The following is a 19,457-nucleotide window of genomic DNA, read 5'->3' as shown; positions in this document are numbered from 1 at the left end:
CAACATCTGGATATTTATCCGCAAACCAGCGTTCCGCAAATTGGTTTTCAAATAAGTGAAAGTCCCTTTTTATCAAGCTTCATCATACAATAAATAATTTTAGAAAGCAATTCATTTTTGCTACAAACCAACGCAATGTTCATACCTGATTTTCTATAATTTATTCATCACATTCACTCAGTAAATTTGATACGAAATTTTTCTACACCTGATGAATGACTAACAACTATGGATAAAATTTTGTTATTTAATACTGTCCTATTTAGAATACTTATTAAGAATTCGTCTACTACGTATAAAAAATCTTTGTCTTCATGACACATATCATAGAAATCAGCTAGTTATTTACAAGTAACTACTCCATCTGTTAGAAAGTTTACTAATGATTTGTTGATGTTCATCTGTTTTCTCCCTGTTTACTAAATAAATCAAAACAATTTTTAGTGCATACATAAAGTTCATTATTACTTCTGGTTAAAGCTACATATAATTTATTTACTTCAGCCTGACTGGTATTTGTAGGAACTTTATATTTCTCGTCACTAAACTTTGCATACGATTCTGTTAAAATTACTAAAACTTTTGAATAAGTATCTCCTTTGCAATAACTCCAATTAATAGCAGGTTGATAAGGAAATTTTTTAGAATTCCGATAAACTAATTTCACACATTTTTCATCAACTAAAAGTTGTTCTAATTCGTTAACGTCATGAACATATTTAAAACTTCCTTTTTGTTTACTACAAGACAGTATATCTATGGCTAACTTCTTTTCAATTACTGAACAAATTTTACTTGGTACTCTTCTACTGTACTTTAGCGTTTCTCTATCAATTTCTAAAGATTTTGGTAATGATGAATAAAACTCTTCTTCAGAAAGAAATGCTTTTTGTTTTTTATAAGGTTTATCACTTTTAGAAGGTGTCATAGCAACAGAATGCTGATAAAAATCACCTACACCAACTGTATAAACTTTTTTTGATTTCATCAATAGCATTAATAAATCAAAATCTTCCCCTTTAAAATCTTGAAACTCATCAATATAAATTGTATCAACAAGCAATGATAATCTTTCTTCAATTAAAGGATTTAGTATCTTTTTATTTTTTATTATCAATTTCGACATTCGACTAGCATAGTATCTATTATTAGCTAAATTCAAATAGTGTCCAATCTTATCATCAGTAATGTATCCTTTTCTTGGCGGATAACTGCGAGGAATTGGTTCTTTAAGAATGTCTACACCTCTACTTTTGAGATTTTCAAATGGTAAAACCGCCTCTAATGGTCTAATAATCCATGAATATAAGAAACTACTATATGTGATTACTTCAATATTGTTGGGAATAACATTATTAAATCTCTGCATAATTTCTTTTTTTATATTCGTCACGTTTTGATTGGTAAAAGTAATAAACAAAACTGATTTTTTCTCATCAAACACATTTGCAATATGATACGTTTTCCCCGAACCTGCTCTTGCAAGGATTATTTTACCTGATTTAGCCATTCTAATCCCTCTCTTATATATATTGGAACTTTTAAGTTATCAATATATTCAGAATTTGTTGTTATCTCAATAGCAGAATCTGCTTTATTTTTCAACATATATGCCAGTGCTTTGCTTTCTACATCTTCTTCTTTGTAAATAGTAGATACACGTGACTTCTTTTTATAGTCAGCTAATAGTTCAATGTTTTCGTTAAATAAAACTCTTTCAAAAGTTGAATTTTCTATTTTCTTATCACATTTTATTAATATATCGTGTCCATCTTTTTTTAAATCTCTATTCAATTCATTGATGGTTTCTATTCTATTAAAATTTCCATCATTATCCGTAATAACTAAAAGTGGTTTTTTAATTTTTTTAGCAATTTCAATATAGTTTTTATAAGTAATTCCTGACATCGATATTATATGCACACCAGATTCATCTATATTCCTACCGCAAATATTCTGATAAAAGTTAGGAACGTAAATATATTCTGTTACCCCTTCTACTAAAATTACTTTTTGAGATAATATGAACTCAAGTAAACTAGCATTATCTGATTTTTCAAAGAATTTAGCTACCGTTTCATCTACATCATTCAATTTTACTGCTTTTGCATTTGGAGTTATCCATATAGTCTTTTGAATATTTAATCTAGACGTTATTAAAGGATTATGGGTAGTAATAATTATTTGGGAATTATCCGACTCTACTTTTATTTTTTCAATTAATTTTTTTGTCATTGAATGACTCAAATGATTTTCTGGTTCTTCAACTAAAATAAGACTTGAATCTATTTGCAATGCAACTTCAGTCTTAATAAAATTCTCTCTGCCTTTCCCCATATTTTGTATAGATATATTGTTTTCTCGGATATCAATTATCTTAGTAATACCAGATTTCTTCTCGTCAATAGAGATAGATTGCTCGCCTATTTTTAGTGATTCTGCTTCTGAAGCTTCGAAATCAGAAATATGTGTTTTTAGCTTCATAGACAATTTTCTTCGGATATCATTTGGTATCTTATTTTCAAAAACTTGTTTGGCATAAGAGCCATACAAATCATTCTTCACAGATGAATTATCAATAAAAAGAGATTTTATTGGGTTTTTAAGCCTTTTATAGCCCCCACCTTGAAATGTAAGCCATTCAAATTTATAGAATTCTATAGGTATGTTGGGGTTTTCAGAAAAATTTAGTTTAGAAAATTCTTGTTCAAAATCATTATCAAAATGATACCAAAATTTTATACCTGTTTTTTCTTCCTTCAATACTTTCCCATTCGTATAATCCAATCCCATAAAGTGTTGTTTACTTATTGGAATCTCTGAATCCATATTTAAATATACTTCTATTAAAATTTCAGGTAGCTGAGAAAATTCAGGTTTATTCTTGAATTGTTTAATATTATCTGCATTAAATAATTGTTCATTATTTCCATCTATCAACCCGTATATTTTTTGGTTTAAGGCTAAATCTATCGCTTCTAAAATTGTACTTTTTCCTGCTTCATTCTCACCGACCAAAACATTCATATCTTTATTAAACACAATTTCAAAATCTTTAAATTTTTTAAAGCCTTGGATTATCATTTTTTCAATATAACTCATTGTCACACCTCAATTTTAATAATAAATATGTTATATAATTCACAATTGTTATTTCAGTACAATAAAAAGCCTTTCTTAGGCTTTTATTGTAACCATTTAAACATTAGCCAATTATCTCCATAGGATTTTCCAAGTTCAGCTAAAAATGAATCAATATGTCTTTTGTATATTTTATTATCATAAAATTTAGCTTGAATAGCAGTCAATTCCCCTGTTGCTTCATTTCTTGCTACTAAATCAACCCCTGTATCTTTTTTGGGGATTACATATTCCTCTGGAACTTCATTTAATAACCAAACATCTGAAAATAAGTTTTGTATGTTGGTTCATTTTTGAAATAAATTTGAGCAATTTTGTCAAAGAGAGTTCCCTTGTCTCTTTGAATAAGTTCATCAAATGTCATTGTTTTTCTCCTTCAACAAGTATTATATCTAATTATAACAGTTTTATCGCAAATATTGGACAGTAAAAAAAGCCGGTCTAAGTAGACTAGCTTTATTGACTATAACATGATTAAACATTCCAACTATATCTTTTTCTTGATAATACTGTTTGCCAAAGTAGTCACTCCTAGAATAGCTACGCTACCTAAAGCAGTTCCAACTAAATTTCTTTTTTCCTTTAAGCTACGACTATGTTCCATACAAAATAAAGATTTATCTGATGGAACTTCTTTGTTGCAATTTGGATACTTACAAGTCTTAATTTTCGATTCTTTCATTTTCAGTCACGTCTGTCCTTTCATTATTATAAGTTGCTATGAGCACTTCAATTTTTGTAGACAAATCATTAGTTAATTCCTGAATTCTTCCATCATCACCCACGTGAGCATTATCTAATAACCACGCAATAGTTCTTCCGCTTTCGTTTTCTTTCATTAACACTTGTTTAACAAACGAGTGATAGTTTGTCAGTGTTGCAAATAAAGATTGTTTTTCTCCCAAAGCTGTATACGCTATTAGGTTTAGTTGGACTGCAGAATTTAAATATCCTAAAGATGTTTGCAATAAATTATCAATTCTACGTGCATCTTTTGATTTTGTTTTTGAATCAATTAAAAGAGCTGCATCTTCGTGAATAGAAAGCATTAGCTTGCTAATTGTTTCATTAGCAATTTTGATAGAACTAATCAATAGCTCTCTTTTGTTCGATTCATTCTCTGAAGCTAATCCTTCAACAACTAATTGTCTAGATGAAAAAAATCCCGCATATCTATCATTATACTGACCTTTCTCTACCCTTTGTATAATTTGATTTAATCCCTCAATTTGCTCTGAAATTGATGTTAACTGACCTTGGATTGCTGATAACTCTGGTAGAACACCTAACTCTTTTACAATTTTCTTATCAAGAGTAACAAAACTTTTATTTTCCCCACTTAAATTATCCTTAATGACAGCATATGTTTCACCTGTTTTTTTTCTTACGCCAAATGACCATTCTCCAGAATCTATCTTTTCCTTTGCAAAATCAGGTATCCTAGCTACGTATTCTGTTTCTTTCTGATTAGACAAATTTTCAATCAAACTCATTTCTGAAATATTTGAAAATAAACTGTTTTTAATTTTTACCGCTATCGATTTTGAAGCTATTCTTTGCAATGGCAATAATGAATAAGATGTAAAATCATAATTGTATAAATTTTTATCGGTAACATTTACCAATAACGATGCGTCTTTAGGTAAACCAATTTCGAAATCTTTCATAATAACACCTACCTGATAATAAGTTGAATTACAAGCCACTAAGGTATTATTTAACAAGCTCCTTTAAATCTTGTTTCATCTTGGCAACTCTATTTTCATAAAACAATTCAAAATTTTCTATATCTAATTTGATATCTTCATCAATAAATAAAAATGAGTTATTCAAGTGATTGATTTCCATCCATTCTGACAAACTCTTATCTTTCTTCAAAATATTTTTTTCCTTATTTAATAATTGTAAATTTCCAATTTTATTCCAATTATTACCAATCCTCTCAATTTCTTCTTTACTAAAATGGTTTTCCATAAATGTTTTATTTTGAAATTTTGATTTTGGGTGAATATGGTCAATATCGAAATTTTGATTGAAATAATCTAAATCTGGATAGAATAAAGACAATACAAAAAATGCGTCATCAGAACCACATTGTACTTCAAATAAGCCTTCAATTATTGCATCATCAAAAGAATAATTTTTTGTAGGATTGCTTTTAGCACTATTGATTATTTCTTTTAAAGGAAAGACACCAGAGGAAGAGTCATCAATTATTTTACGAATTTCTCGAAGGATACTATCTGATTGCCCACCAAAAATACGTTTCAAAAACACTAATAATAACCATTTTTTCATGAGTTGAGAATTGGCGTTTTGCGTGTTGGAATCTAAGAATCTATTTTTTATAACTTCATCCTCAAGTTTGTTTTCATAGATATAATAAACAATTGGTATAGCAGCATTTTTAGCAGGAAACGTTCTGTTTTCAAAACCCAATCTATAGAACATCTCAAAAGCATTAAGAATTGATTTACGAATCCTTTCCCAATTAGTTTTAATTTTATTAATTACATCTTCATTAAAATTTTTCACTCTACTCTTTATGTCATCTGCATATAAAACTAACATATTTTTCAAAATGAAGTCTATTGTGATAGAAAAATCACCGAACTGGTTAACTTCTCTAATTAATTCCTCAAAATTTTCCCTCGCATCAGACCAATGAACTGTTAAAAAAGACATCAACAAATCTGAAAAAGTAAGTTTCGTCCCGCCATCATTAGTTCGAATAAAAATATCTAATACCTTATCAAGATTTTGTTCATCTTCCAAGTAATAATTTAAAACTTTTTCTTCATTGATAGTCTCATATAACAGATTTAATATATCTTTGGAGTATTCATTATTTTCTAAACCCACTTTTTCTAAATAAGAACATCGATTTTTTTCATCTGACAAACCTAAAATACTTCCTACTTCAAACCAATATTTTTCACCTAATTTATTTTCTTTCTCTACTTTATCTCTACGTAAAAATTTGAATTCATATTCTTTATCAATTTTTGTTTCTTGCTTATAGGTATTTTTTATATTTAAGTATAACTTCATTGGAGGAAAATTGTCTTCATTGTCCACCCATCGTTTGTGATTTAATTTAACTGCATAGCTTCCTTTTAGTCCAATATATAAGCTGTTCAACCTCTGTTGTCCATCAATTACTGCAAAAAAATTGTCTGTTCGTCCCATAGAATTATAATATTCATTCATTTCTCCAAAACGTTGTTTATATTTTCTCAAAAAAGAATAAAATCTATAATTATTTTTTATTTCATCTGAAGTAATTTGCCATAACATTAACGAATTTATAGGATACTTTCTCATGATACTATCAAACAATGATTCTATCTGCTCTGGGCTCCATACAAATTTTCTTTGGATAGCAGGTAATAGATAAATATTTTTGTCTATATTTTCAATAGCTTCTTTGATAGTAATTAACGGTTGAAATCCTCTTTCCACCATATCATATCTCCTTGCATAGTTGACTTATTTTTTTATCTTTGAGTGTATTTTTTGAATTATCACAATAATAAAGAACAATATTTTAGAGAATACGGTTCCATAATCAAATAACAAATAAAATTACTCTATTTTATATTCCGTTCTTCTAAATTTTCCAATCATACAATATTATCTCAAACTTATAAGAAAAATCAACTTAAAATAGATATAAAAAACTCGTATAATCCATACTTTTCTTACTATTAACTTAAATTAATATTCACAGAAGCCCGACCACACTTCCTCTCTTCTAAAAATATATTCAAAATCTCCAGAATCGATTGTATGCTGCCTGAATTACATTCTAAGCGTTTCTAAAATATTAAGTATTAATTTTTTAAAACTCCTAAACAATAACACAGGCTATTTAAATTCCATACTACGTTATTTTAACACTACATATCTAAACAAAATAAAAATATAACTTTACCTATATATTCTAAATATGAAGATAGTTCTAGTTGATTTCAAAAAAACAAATAATTCAACTAAAGCAACAATGAATTATCACTATTTCGTTATATAAATATATCTAGAGCGTAAATTTTAGCTATTTTACTGAACCTAGATAGTGCTATTAAGTAAGAAAGATATCTCTTGCCGGCACTAAAAAATAAATACTGATATATCAATTTTTTACAGCCATTTTTATCAGTGTTTCTAGAAATAAACTATAAAGATTTTCTTATCTCGCACTTTTTCTTTTTTTAAGTTACTATTATACTAACAAAAAAACAAATAGAGAGTTGGAACATATAATGAATACTCACAAGATGCAATTTGGATGGATTATCGAAGCTCCTAAGTATTTGTCGATACTAACAAATCAAGATGGATTAGTTGCTATTGTTTCTGAATATACTACTTTTGGCGACAATCAATCATTATTAATTACGTTGTCAGAAACATCTGCTAAAGTGGCAGTAACTCCTCATTATATTTCTTCTTTAACGATTTCAACAGATAAAAAGATTAAAATAGCTACCTCGCCATTCTATGAACAACAAATAGTTGAAATTGAAAAAATGAATTCTGATGGTCAAATTATAGATTAATACTTCTCAAATCTTATTGACTATTAAAAATCATATGAAATATCATAACTTATAATACTTACAGTTTACAGAAATTAAAAATTCTAAACTATAATTATCAATTCATATTCTCTCTTCTAAACATTTGTTATATTATTGTTATAGCATAAGTATTTATAAAATATTAAGTTTAAGGAGTAATAGACCATTGAGCAAATTATATTCCAATCACTCTCATCTATCTAAAGTTTTGAAACATAGCACACTGCCTATACTGATAACTAAAGAATTCGATTTCTTTAGATGCGTTGAATTCAATCAAAATTTTTATGAAAAAACTGCCAGCGAGCTGTTTCATGGCAATCTAAGAGATAGTAACTCATCAAATAGATATTCTCAATTATTTCCAAATCAAAAATTATCTTATTGGTCGGACACACCAGATACTTCCCGTAAAGAAATTTTAAAACATGGTTCTAGTAAAAATATAGTTACATTCTGGGCTTATGATGATTTGACAAGCACTTTTCCAACATTAGAAAATGAAGAACCTCTAATTATTATTGATGGAATACGATTCGGTTTTGAGGATATTTTAGAAAAATGCGACAATAATATTCCATTATCTAGTGAAGATAATATCTTGATAACCAAAATAAATCATGCAAAACCAGATTGTATAGCGTATAAGTCTATGGTAACTGGAACAACTAATTTCTTATTCTTTGAAAAAGGATTTAATAAGTTAGCTATTAAAGAAGTCAGACTTAAAATGGGGGAATTAAAAAGCAATGATTTAAATAGAATTATATGTGCGGCTACATCTGACTACTTACCTATTTTAGAAAGTTATGGAGAATGTTTCACCCCTATAGCACAAACTAAAATGAATGAAAATTATCTTAAATCCGCAGAGTACAAATCTCGTTCAAAAATTTATAATCACTAACTCTAATATTATAGACACAAAGGTTTAAAATTCATTAAACCCCGTTAGGAAATCCTAACTGGGTTTATTAAATAATTTTGTACTTTAAAGAAACGTTAAATAACTTAATCACCTCAAATTCATCAAAGTACTCGTTTTAATAGACTTCTCTATAAAATCTTCGCTACTTAACGTCTGAACATATCTTTGAGTCATTTCAATTGAACTATGCCCCATATTTAGACTTAACGTATAAATATCTAATCCGTTCCGTAATTGCATACTTGCATAAGTATGTCTTAGCGTATGCCCCGAAAAACGAACACAATCTCTTATATCAATTTGTTTCTTTATTTCTTGCATAATCTGCCAAATACTTTTTTCATTCAATTTTTTACCTAGATTACTGACAATAAAAGTATTTCCTTCTAACAGCCCATATTTTCTTTTCTTAATTCGTTGATATTTTATTATTTCTTTTTTGAGAATTGGACTGACAGCAACGGCTCTATCCTTATTATTTTTTGATTTTCTAATAATGATTTGATTATTCATAATATCTTCATCTTGTATCTCGCAAACTTCGCTAATCCTCAACCCACATTCAATCATCAACATCAATATCACAACATTTCTTTGTGCTATATGTTTGTAAGGATGTTTTTTAGCAACTATAAGCATTTGTTTAATTTCATAATCATTCAAAGGATAGATTACTTTTCTTTGTTCTTTTAATCTTTCAATATCAACAAACGGATTATAGTCAATATATTTTTCAATTAACATATAGTCAAATAACTTCTTTAATCTGCTAACACTGACATTGATTGTCGATGCTTGCATTTCTTTTTCTTGCATATCTATTATCCAGCTTTTTATATGTTTCTTTTCAATCTGCGACGGTTCAACATTTATTGATTTGAAAAAATTTGCTGTGTTTCTCAATTTTGATTTATAATTTTTGATTGTTATTTTTGAAAAACCTCTCACTGTAATGTCCATACAAAATTCTAAAATAATATCCTCCCAGTTCATAGAAAAAAGTCCCTTCTTATCAAATTTTGATAAAAAAGGACTTCTTGCAAACCAACGCATCTTAATAGATTTTTGCTGAAGATGCGAGCTTCAATCTTCTAAAGATTCAGCTACTGATTGATTACAAATTAATTTTACATCAAACTTTTCAGTTCAACATCTGGATATTTATCCGCAAACCAGCGTTCCGCAAATTGGTTTTCAAATAAGAACAATGGTTGATCGAAACGGTCCCGTGCCAAAATGTTTCGGCTAGAGCTCATGCGTTCATCTAAATCTTCTGGATTAATCCAGCGGGCAATTTTAGAACCCATTGGCGTCATTACCACTTCAGCATTGTATTCATTAGACATTCGGTATTGGAAAACTTCAAACTGCAATTGACCTACGGCGCCAATGATATATTCTTCCGTTAAATATGTTTTGTATAATTGAATGGCTCCTTCTTGAACCAGTTGGTAAATTCCTTTATGGAAAGATTTTTGTTTCATTACGTTTTTGGCAGTCACTTTCATGAATAATTCAGGGGTAAATGACGGCAACTCTTCGTATTGAACATTCATTTTCCCTTCATACAAAGTATCGCCAATTTGGTAATTTCCTGTGTCGTACACACCGATAATATCGCCTGCAACAGCTTCTGTGACGTTTTCACGGGCATCCGCCATAAATTGCGTCACGTTACTTAATTTGACTTTTTTGCCTGTTCTACCTAAAGTCACGTCCATGCCTCTCTCAAAAACACCTGAACAAATTCGAACAAAGGCGATTCGATCACGATGGGCTGGGTTCATATTCGCTTGAATTTTAAAGACAAAGCCTGAAAATTCTTTTTCATAAGGACTTACTTCGCCACCCTCTTCTGTTTTATGCGCATGTGGCGCAGGCGCAAATTGTAAGAAGGTTTCTAAAAATGTTTGAACCCCAAAGTTTGTCAAAGCAGAACCGAAGAAGACTGGCGTTTGATCACCACGAGCGATTTTTTCCTCGCTAAATTCATCGCCTGCTTCTACCAATAACTCAACATCTTCCAACACTTGTTGATAAACGCTGTTATTGTGCAATGGTAAATCGCTTGGGATATCGCCATCTTTTAAAGGAATAAAACGCTCCCCGCCATTATTTTCTGGACGATATAATTCCACACGTTCATTATAAATATCGTATAGACCTTCTAGGCCTTTTCCCATACCAATTGGCCAGTTCATTGGATAAGATTCAATATCCAATAGTTCTTCCAATTCTTCTAAAAGTTCCAATGGTTCCCGTCCGTCACGGTCCAATTTGTTAATAAAAGTAAAAATTGGAATACCACGTTTTTTAACAACTTGGAAAAGTTTTTTCGTTTGTGCTTCAATCCCTTTGGCACTATCAATAACCATCACAGCACTATCCACGGCCATTAAGGTCCGATACGTATCCTCTGAGAAATCCTCATGCCCTGGGGTGTCCAAGATATTAATCCGTTTGTCTTGATAGTCAAATTGCATCACAGAACTCGTTACCGAAATTCCCCGTTGTTTTTCAATTTCCATCCAGTCAGATTTGGCAAAGTTCCCTGTTTTTTTCCCTTTGACGGTTCCAGCTTGGCGGATGGCGCCCCCAAATAATAATAATTGTTCAGTAATCGTTGTTTTCCCAGCATCCGGATGGGAAATAATCGCAAACGTACGGCGACTATCGACTGCTTCTTTTTGATTGATCGTCATAAAAATCTCCTTATCACTTGTGATGTTTATTTATTTATTTTCTTCAGCATAATTTTTGATTAACCTTTGCTAGTATATCATGTCAAGTCTTGAGAATAAAGAGCTGCTGTTGGCTGTTTTTTAAAAGGAAAACCTGCGACATTAGTCAAAACGACTGATGTCACAGGTTATTTTTAACGTCTTGGTTCGTCATCTTCCATTTCTTTACGGAAAAAACGACGATTTTCTTCTGGTTCTTCATCGACAGTTTCTTCATCGTAGAAATGAACGCGTAAGACTAGCAAACGTGTGCCTTCCATTTCTTCAGCAGTTAACTTAATATTGCCCACTTCAAAAGAAGGTTTTTCCCCTTCATCAGGAATGGTTCCTAATGCTGTAATTAAGTAACCTGCCATTGTATCAACATCGCTCATGTGTAAATCTGTTTCAAATACTTCATTAAATTCGTCAATTAACATGCGTCCTTGAACCAAATATTCATTGTCAGCCACTTGTGTATATAAATTTTCTACTTCATCTGTTTCATCGTCAATTTCACCAACGATTTCTTCTAGTAAATCTTCCAGTGTTGCTAAACCGACAACACCGCCATATTCATCTAGTAAAATCGCCATTTGGTTTTGTGTTCGTTTTAACTCATAAAGTAAATCATCAATAAAAATGGTTTCTGGGACAAATAATGGTTCTTGGATAATCGCGCCTAATTCAATGTTTTCAAAGCCTAAATTACGTGCAGCTTTTAGTAACGTTTTGGTATGTAAAATACCAACAATTTTATCTTTGTCTTCACTATAAACAGGAATCCGAGAATAATTTTCTCCTAAAATTAAATTGATGTTTTCTTGGACATCATCTTGGATATCAACCATGAATGCGTCTGTCCGAGGAACCATTACTTCTCGTGCCACTTTTGTATCTAATGAAAAGACACCTTGTAACATTTCTAGTTCTTCGTTTTCCAAAACACCTTCTGTTTCAAGCATGTAGCGCATTTCATCTCGTGTCATCTTCGAATCGGCATCATCGAAAGTCATTGGTGTGATTTTGGATAATAAATCGGTCGAAGCCGATAGCAACCAAACGAAGGGACGCGCGATAACTCCTAAAAAGCGGACTGCACCAGAAGTCAATTGAGCGACTTCTTCTGATTTATTCATAGCAATTCGTTTAGGGTATAATTCACCAAATACAATAGAAACGTACGTTAACAACGCTAAGATAATTATACTGGCAAGACTCTTAGCTGCGGCGCCGCCACCTAATACAGGGGCCAAACGACTAGATAAAGTCTCTGCTAATGAAGCACCAGATAGGATATTAACCAAAGTAATCCCTACTTGGATTGTGGATAAAAAGTTATTGGGGTCTTGCAATACCTTAAGCAATTTTTGAGCTTTTGCGTCGCCGTCTTCCGCTTTTTGTTCCACACGATTCTTGTTAACAGATACGACTGCAATTTCCGCCGCTGCCAAAAAGGCATTGATAAACGTCAACACGACTAATAATAGAAGTTGCGCAATTAGCGACTGACTCTCAGGGTCAGCATTATTCATAATGTTCTCTCTCTCCTTAATTGTTGATAATTCCGAGGCTGTACTTTCGTACTCTTTTAACGTTCTTCCTCTTTTTATGGTTAGGCTTAGAAACAGACACAATCAGTATTATGACAGGTTATTTTCTATCCTAATCCATAAAATCATAGCACGAAAGATTAGCGGATTCAATCATTAACCGTTATTTTCTTTCGTATTTGTTTCATTCCCTAAAAGAACGGCATTGGTAACTTTTTCACTACGACCCGCTTTGACCATATCAATAACATAGTAGATAATGGTCCGGCAGATTGCGTAAAATGGGACACCGAGGAAAATACCTAGCAAACCTGCTAAATTTCCTGCTACCAATAAAATTAAAATAATCGTTAATGGATGGATTTTTAGAGATTTTCCGATAACGTTTGGATAAATAATATTTCCGTCCAATTGTTGAACCACTAGCACCACTAAACAACATAAGGCTGCTTTGACGGGTTCATTAAAGATGGTCACTAAGACAGCAGGCGCTAATCCTAGATAAGGTCCTAGATAGGGAATCAAATTCGTAAAGCCGGCAATGACACCAAATAAAAAGGCATAACGAACGCCAAGCAATGAATACCCAATAATCGTAAATGTACCGACAAATAAACATTCAATCGCTTGTCCACTAATATAACTGGATAAGGTTTGGTTCAATTGTCCTAAAAGATCCACAATATCATCTTTTCTTTTCTCAGGTAAAAAGCGTTGAATCGCTGGTACTAGCTTATCTCCATCTTTTAACATATAAAATAAAATAAATGGCGCAGTGACCAAAACAATGGTGGTTGACGCCACCGTTGATACGATTGAACCTAAGCTACTTGATAAACTACTTAAAAATTGTTGGATAATATTTGCATAAGAAATATCCATTTTTTCAATATAGCTTGTTAAATCAATTTGTTTAAAAATAGGTAACTCCGCAATCTCATAAATCCAGGTCTCCACTTGTTTAAAGAAATCCGGCATACTTGATGCTAAACTAGCTAGCTGATCTGCCAACTTAGGGATAATTGTTAATAAGATCAGAACTAATGCGATGATTAGTAATAAAAATACCAGTAAGACGGCATAAATTCGTTTCATTTTCGTCTTCATTAGTAGATTGACCACAGGATTTAGTAAATAATACAAAAAGCCTGCTACTAAGACTGGGGCAAACAACGTTGAAAAGAATGTCCCAATCGGTGCAAATAAGAAATTAATTTTCGAAGCAATAAATAATAGCATGGCCACGACAAGTAATTCAACTGACCAGAAAAATAATTTCGATTCTTTAAATCGATTAATCACAGCGGCTCCTCCTTTATTTTTATTCAATTGTTGCTGTTTTATTTTATCACACCTTCCCCCCTCAGTCATTGAGAATACTTCATTGCTAGAACTTTTTCGTGGTATAATAAAATAGAAACAGATTCTGAACTTGGGGGTTTTTCTATGCATGTAGCTCAAACAAAAGATACCATGAGTGATCTTTATTTAGATGCTGTCCAGCTTCGTCAACGCGTATTCGTAGCGGAACAAGGGGTACCAGAAGAGATGGAAATCGATGAATATGAAGCACGTTGTATTCACTTTGTTTTGTACACGAACCATGTAGCTGTCGCAACTTGTCGCTTGCTTCCACTAGAAAATGGCGTTATGAAATTACAACGAATGGCCGTTGAAAAAGCTTACCGTGGCGCCGACTATGGACGAGTGATTATGGAAGCGGCGGAAAATTTTGCCAAAGAACAAGGCTACCACAAGATTACTCTAGGAGCACAAGTCACCGCTGTAGGCTTCTATGAGCGTTTAGGTTATCAAAAAACAGGCGCACCTTTTATGGATGCTGGCATTGAACACTACGAAATGAATAAAGAACTATAACACCAATTAAATCGGAAAATTTAGAGCTTGGAGCATTAGCCATTTTGGCTAATGCTCCAAGCTCCTTTTGTGGACTGTTTACATCGGCTATTTTTTTGATAGCTGTTGATAACGTTGATACCAGATATCTACATATTCGGGCGAGAAGGGGCCTTTTTCGTTATTAATCCAATCCACTAAAGTCTTGACATTTTCTTTTAAAATGAAGTCAATATCTTCTGGATAATCCATTAGTTTGCTATGAAATTCATATTCATCAACGTCTAGTAAACGTTTTTCACCATCTGGAAAAACCTTGATATCTAAATCATAATCAATATACTTCAACGCTTCGTCATCTAAAACATATGGCGAAGCCAGATTGCAGTAATACGAAACCCCCTTTTCTCTAATCATTGCTATTATATTGAACCAATATTTCTTGTGAAAATAAACAATGGCTGGTTCACGAGTCACCCACCGACGTCCGTCGGATTCCGTTACTAACGTGTGATCGTTCACACCAATTAAAGAATACTCGCTCGTTTTTAGTACCATCGTATCACGCCACGTTCGATGTAAATGTCCGTCATGTTTATAACTCTGAATGGTTACAAACTCGCCTTCTTTAGGAATTCCCATAATACCCCAACTTTCCCCAAATAAAGTAAAGCACTGTTACTTTTTGGGTGTTCATACATCGATATCAAAATAATTATATCATATCTTTTGAGTTTGCGTACATTGAGTTCACTTAAAGAAGACGATTTCTGAAAAAATTTAATTCAGATGACCAAATAGTTTAAATTCAGTATATATTTTCAGCTTAATTACTGGATTTTTTCAAAGACTGATACTGCGCTCTCTCTTAAAACCTGATTCAATTCTTCAACATTTGTTTTACCAGTTGTTTCAAGCCACGCAACGGCTGCTTCAGAACCTTGTTGAACAAATGGAAGCACGCCGTCTGCCCAAGTTGCGCGACCACATAAGACTCCATTAAACGAGGAACCTGCTTTTTTTGCAAATTTCAATGTTTCCTGAAACATCGTAGCACTAACCCCTGCACTCAAGAAAATAAATGGAAGTTGTGTTGCTTCACTTTGCATGTTGAAAAAGGCCTGTGCTTCATCTTGGCTATAAAGACTTTCAGTGCCAAAACCTTCTACAAAATTCATGTTCACAGGGACTTCTACTTTTAAAACATCAACATTATAGCGATCCTTTGAAAATTCTTTCATCGCTTCAATTACTTTGTGCGGTTTTACTTTAGCGTATTCTTTTGAAGCACTATCCGAATTGTTTGCATCATAAGAGACAATTTCTAAAAAGAATGGAATTTCTTCGGCTAAACACTCTGAACCAATCCGTTCTATATAAGCTTTCTTTCGTTCATTGATTGCTTCACTTTCGTCAACATCGTAGTAAAGTAAAAATTTACACGCGTCTGCGCCCGCTTCTTTTAAACGCTTAACCGACCAAACATCAAGACTATCGGGGAACCGTCCTGGTGTCGAAGCATCGTAGCCCGTTTTTTCATACGCAAGTAACAAACCTGAAGTCTGTGCTCGATTTTCAGCAGCAGCTAGGCCATATTCTGGATCCAACAAAATTGCTGAAGTCTCTGGTGTTAAGCAACGAGATACTAATACTTTAAAGTCACTGATTTCTTGCGCAGTCACCTCTTTGTATTTTCCCATCATGCGTTTTAAGGCCCCACGTTGATCAATGGCTAGTGCTCCAATAATCCCTTGATCATCTACCAGATTTTCTAAATGTTTACGTTTTTGTTCACTAATTTTTTTCATTCTGTTCCCTCTCCTAATTGATTATTTAGTAACGTAGCAATTTCAGCTGGCGAACTTGCTTGTTTCAGTCCAGAAGTAACTTCTTCTCTTAATAGGAGGCGCGCAACGGAAGAGAGTAATTTCAAATGTGTCGTGCCAGCTTCGGCATCTGGAATAAACAGCGCAATCACAAACTCCGTTAATTGGTTGTCAAGGCTCTGCCACTCAACACCTTGGTCCAAGGTAACGATGATAATGGCCGCTTGTTGAATCGTTGCTGCTTTTGCATGAGGTATCGCAAATCCATTCATCATCCCCGTTGTTCCTTCTTGTTCTCGCTCGTTCAGTTTATCGAAAACTTCCTGTGCGTCCTGAGCAACTTCCAATTCTGTTGATTTTTTTGCTAAAAAGTGAAAAACATCCTCTTGCGTTTGTAACTGTTGATTTAAAAAAATATGATTTTCTTTAATAAAAGCCATTCCATCCACTCCTAATTCCTGTTATTTCATTTTTTTGATAACGATTGCTCTTGTTTGGCGATTCTACTTTTTTGTACAAAACCTAGCAATAAACCGCCTACCAATGAACCAGCTAAAATTGCGAGAACCCATTGAACAGCGTGAGTAACAACTGGTAAAACAAGAAATCCTCCATGAGGTGCTGGCACTTGTACCCCAAACATATACGTTAGGACTGCCGCAATTGAAGATCCGAGCATCATAATTGGTAAAACCTTCAAGGGGTCTTTTGCCGCAAACGGAATAGCGCCTTCTGTAATATGTGTGGAGCCTAAAATAAAGTTCACTAGCCCCGCATTGCGTTCATTTGTGTCAAAGTATTTTCCAAAGAATAATGTAGCAAAGCCTGTAATTAAAGGTGGCGCTATGCAGGCAGCAGAAACTCCTGCCATAAAAGAAGTATTTCCTTGAGCTAAGAGTGCCGTCCCAGTAACATAGGCCGCTTTATTAACTGGACCTCCCATATCAAAGGCACACATACAACCCACAATTATTCCTAAAACCAACGGACTGGAGTTTTGGAAACTAGCTAAAAAGCTCATCATTCCTTCGTTAACAGCTTTCATCGGATCTGCTAGTAAAGACATAGTGATACCAATAACTGCAACGCCAATGACTGGATAAAGGAAAATTGCTTTTAAACCATCTAATGATTTAGGCAAACCTTTAAATACTCTTTGTAATAAAAGAATGAAATACCCAGCAAGGAAACCAGATAATATCCCTCCTAAAAAGCCAGTACCACCAGTGTTAGCAATCAAACCACCGACAAAGCCCACAACCAAACCAGGTCGTTTGGCAATCCCCTCTGCGATATACGCAGATAAGATTGGCACCATCATGCCCATTGAGGCATCACCAATACTTTTTAACATAGCAGCGGTAGCATTATACTGACTACTTTCTGGATCAAATGAATAAATACCCCAAATAGCAAAAGAAAGAGCAATTAAAACGCCGCCTGCTACTACAAACGGCAACATGTGAGAAACGCCATTCATTAAGTTTTTATAAATACTATGTCCAACATTTCCTGAAGAAATTTGTGTCTCCTGTTCAAGTTCGTCCACTGCTTGGTTTTCGGCCGCAATCGATCCTTTTCCTGCGAGCGCTTCTTCAATTAAGCGATCTGCTTCTTTAATTCCCACACTGACAGGGACATCAATGATTCGTTTCCCAGCAAAACGTTCTGCTTGAACGTCTTTGTCGGCGGCAATAATGACTGCCTCCGCTCCTTGGATTTCTGCAGGTGTTAACTCGTTTTCTATACCAATCTGACCATGTGTTTCAACCTTAATCGTAATACCTTTACGTTTCGCAGCTTGTTCCAATGCCTCCTGTGCCATATACGTGTGCGCTATTCCCGTCGGACAACCTGTAGCAGCTATTAATTGATACGTAGCCATCTGTTTATTCCTCCTCTTGAATCTTTATTTGTTGCTCTAACTCCTGAACATCTGAAAAATCTGTCAATCCTTTGCGAAATGCTGTTGAACTACCTGCTGCAATACTTCTTTTTAAATTTTTTTCCAATGAAAGTCCTTGATGCCAGCCAGCTAAAAAGGTACCTAACATTGCATCCCCTGAACAAGCTGTATTCACAACCATTCCAGTTGGTGAATTACCTGAAAGAACCTTTTCATTATTTATAAATAAAGCCCCTTCACTACCTAAAGAAAGTAAAATATTTTTGGCTCCCCGCTTCAGTAATTCTTGTCCGTAAAAAATGTAATCGTCCTTAGTCTGCACTTCTGTATGAAACCACTCTTGAAGTTCTTCTTCATTTGGTTTCAATAAAAATGGTTGATAAGGCAAACAATCTAAAATTTCTTCATAACTACTGTCTAAGATTAAGAACACCTGCTTTTCAAAACAAATTCGGCTAATTTCAATCAAAATACTTGGCGAAACCCCTTGTGGTAAACTTCCTGATACGCACAAATAATCCCCTTTACGTAACTCTGAAATTTTTTTCAAAAAACGTTGTACATGTTCTTCAGATAATTTTGGTCCTTTATTGACTAATTTGTATTCCTTTTGATCTTGGGTAACTTTTGTAAACACATTGATTCTCGTTGTGCCAGCGACTTCGATAAAATCAGTGGTTATCTCTTTTTCTTTTAAATAATCCTCGACATAGTTCCCAGTGAAACCAGCTTTGACTCCCAAAGCGGTATTATCAATCCCTAACATCTTTAAAATTAGGGAAACATTGACTCCTTTCCCGTTTGCTTGAATATCATCTTCCTTCGTGCGATTCACGACAAAAGGAACTAGCTCTTCTGTTTCGATAAATAAATCAATGGCTAAATTTAATGTACATGTATAAATAGTCACTGTAGTTCCTCCTTTCTCCTCTTTATTATGTCTCAA

The 19,457-nt window shown here is 33.1% G+C and carries 16 protein-coding genes and 1 pseudogene; 3 read left to right on the top strand and 14 right to left on the bottom strand.

Annotated features, from left to right (window positions below; all coding sequences use genetic code 11):
• Positions 1 to 397: 397 nt before the first annotated feature.
• From IGJ03_RS02215 to IGJ03_RS02195, 5 genes and pseudogenes are all read right to left on the bottom strand, one after another.
• Positions 398 to 1,510: an AAA family ATPase gene (locus tag IGJ03_RS02215; RefSeq protein WP_070416161.1), complete on the bottom strand. Its 1,113-nt coding sequence runs from the start codon at positions 1,508 to 1,510 to the stop codon at positions 398 to 400.
• Complete coding sequence (locus IGJ03_RS02210) at positions 1,489 to 3,102, bottom strand: ATP-dependent nuclease (RefSeq protein ID WP_070416162.1); 1,614 nt, start codon at positions 3,100 to 3,102, stop codon at positions 1,489 to 1,491. Before IGJ03_RS02210 ends, IGJ03_RS02215 begins: the two co-directional genes overlap by 22 nt.
• Positions 3,103 to 3,221: 119 nt before the next feature.
• A pseudogene (locus IGJ03_RS02205) lies at positions 3,222 to 3,505 on the bottom strand (restriction endonuclease); the annotation flags it as partial.
• A gap of 298 nt (positions 3,506 to 3,803) precedes the next feature.
• Positions 3,804 to 4,865 carry a hypothetical protein gene (locus tag IGJ03_RS02200; RefSeq protein WP_375804747.1) on the bottom strand — a complete coding sequence of 354 codons (1,062 nt, stop codon included), beginning with the start codon at positions 4,863 to 4,865 and terminating at the stop codon, positions 3,804 to 3,806.
• On the bottom strand, positions 4,855 to 6,606 hold the full coding sequence (locus tag IGJ03_RS02195; protein ID WP_002384918.1) for a DUF262 domain-containing protein: 1,752 nt from the start codon (positions 6,604 to 6,606) through the stop codon (positions 4,855 to 4,857). The genes IGJ03_RS02200 and IGJ03_RS02195 overlap by 11 nt, the downstream gene beginning before the upstream one ends.
• Before the next feature lie 797 nt (positions 6,607 to 7,403).
• On the opposite strand from IGJ03_RS02195, the gene IGJ03_RS02190 reads away from it, so the two are divergent.
• The gene (locus tag IGJ03_RS02190) at positions 7,404 to 7,700 is read left to right on the top strand and encodes a hypothetical protein (RefSeq protein WP_010717480.1); all 297 of its coding nucleotides are present in this window, start codon (positions 7,404 to 7,406) and stop codon (positions 7,698 to 7,700) included.
• Between the two features lie 187 nt (positions 7,701 to 7,887).
• Positions 7,888 to 8,628 (top strand): hypothetical protein, encoded by a 741-nt coding sequence (locus IGJ03_RS02185; RefSeq protein WP_240185336.1) that lies wholly within the window; start codon positions 7,888 to 7,890, stop codon positions 8,626 to 8,628.
• Between the two features lie 108 nt (positions 8,629 to 8,736).
• Here IGJ03_RS02185 and IGJ03_RS02180 read toward each other — a convergent pair whose 3' ends face one another.
• The 4 genes from IGJ03_RS02180 to IGJ03_RS02165 form a co-directional block, all read right to left on the bottom strand.
• Positions 8,737 to 9,702, bottom strand: coding sequence for a tyrosine-type recombinase/integrase (locus IGJ03_RS02180; RefSeq protein WP_375804746.1), 966 nt, complete (start codon positions 9,700 to 9,702; stop codon positions 8,737 to 8,739).
• Positions 9,703 to 9,776: 74 nt separating this feature from the next.
• Entirely contained in the window at positions 9,777 to 11,351 is a 1,575-nt protein-coding gene (locus IGJ03_RS02175) for a peptide chain release factor 3 (RefSeq protein WP_002355543.1), read from the bottom strand.
• A 173-nt stretch (positions 11,352 to 11,524) separates the two neighbouring features.
• Positions 11,525 to 12,904: a hemolysin family protein gene (locus IGJ03_RS02170; RefSeq protein ID WP_002363168.1), complete on the bottom strand. Its 1,380-nt coding sequence runs from the start codon at positions 12,902 to 12,904 to the stop codon at positions 11,525 to 11,527.
• Positions 12,905 to 13,078: 174 nt separating this feature from the next.
• On the bottom strand, positions 13,079 to 14,293 hold the full coding sequence (locus IGJ03_RS02165) for an AI-2E family transporter (RefSeq protein ID WP_002384914.1): 1,215 nt from the start codon (positions 14,291 to 14,293) through the stop codon (positions 13,079 to 13,081).
• Between the two features lie 75 nt (positions 14,294 to 14,368).
• Here IGJ03_RS02165 and IGJ03_RS02160 point away from each other — a divergent pair, with 75 nt between their 5' ends.
• The gene (locus IGJ03_RS02160; RefSeq protein ID WP_010712006.1) at positions 14,369 to 14,800 is read left to right on the top strand and encodes a GNAT family N-acetyltransferase; all 432 of its coding nucleotides are present in this window, start codon (positions 14,369 to 14,371) and stop codon (positions 14,798 to 14,800) included.
• An 87-nt stretch (positions 14,801 to 14,887) separates the two neighbouring features.
• On the opposite strand, the gene bph is transcribed toward IGJ03_RS02160, so the two are convergent.
• From bph to pfkB, 5 genes are all read right to left on the bottom strand, one after another.
• Positions 14,888 to 15,421, bottom strand: a complete 534-nt coding sequence (gene bph / locus IGJ03_RS02155) for a biofilm phosphatase Bph (RefSeq protein ID WP_002355538.1) — start codon at positions 15,419 to 15,421, stop codon at positions 14,888 to 14,890.
• Between the two features lie 188 nt (positions 15,422 to 15,609).
• On the bottom strand, positions 15,610 to 16,587 hold the full coding sequence (gene lacD / locus IGJ03_RS02150) for a tagatose-bisphosphate aldolase (protein WP_425135895.1): 978 nt from the start codon (positions 16,585 to 16,587) through the stop codon (positions 15,610 to 15,612).
• Entirely contained in the window at positions 16,584 to 17,045 is a 462-nt protein-coding gene (locus IGJ03_RS02145; RefSeq protein ID WP_002358680.1) for a fructose PTS transporter subunit IIA, read from the bottom strand. Before IGJ03_RS02145 ends, lacD begins: the two co-directional genes overlap by 4 nt.
• 26 nt (positions 17,046 to 17,071) lie before the next feature.
• Entirely contained in the window at positions 17,072 to 18,490 is a 1,419-nt protein-coding gene (locus tag IGJ03_RS02140; protein WP_002355535.1) for a PTS fructose transporter subunit IIC, read from the bottom strand.
• Positions 18,491 to 18,494: 4 nt separating this feature from the next.
• Positions 18,495 to 19,421, bottom strand: a complete 927-nt coding sequence (gene pfkB, locus IGJ03_RS02135; protein WP_002375928.1) for a 1-phosphofructokinase — start codon at positions 19,419 to 19,421, stop codon at positions 18,495 to 18,497.
• Positions 19,422 to 19,457 lie beyond the last annotated feature (36 nt).

Source organism: Enterococcus sp. DIV1315a (assembly GCF_051712325.1).
Lineage (GTDB): Bacteria > Bacillota > Bacilli > Lactobacillales > Enterococcaceae > Enterococcus > Enterococcus faecalis.
This window is presented reverse-complemented; position numbering and strand designations above follow the sequence as displayed.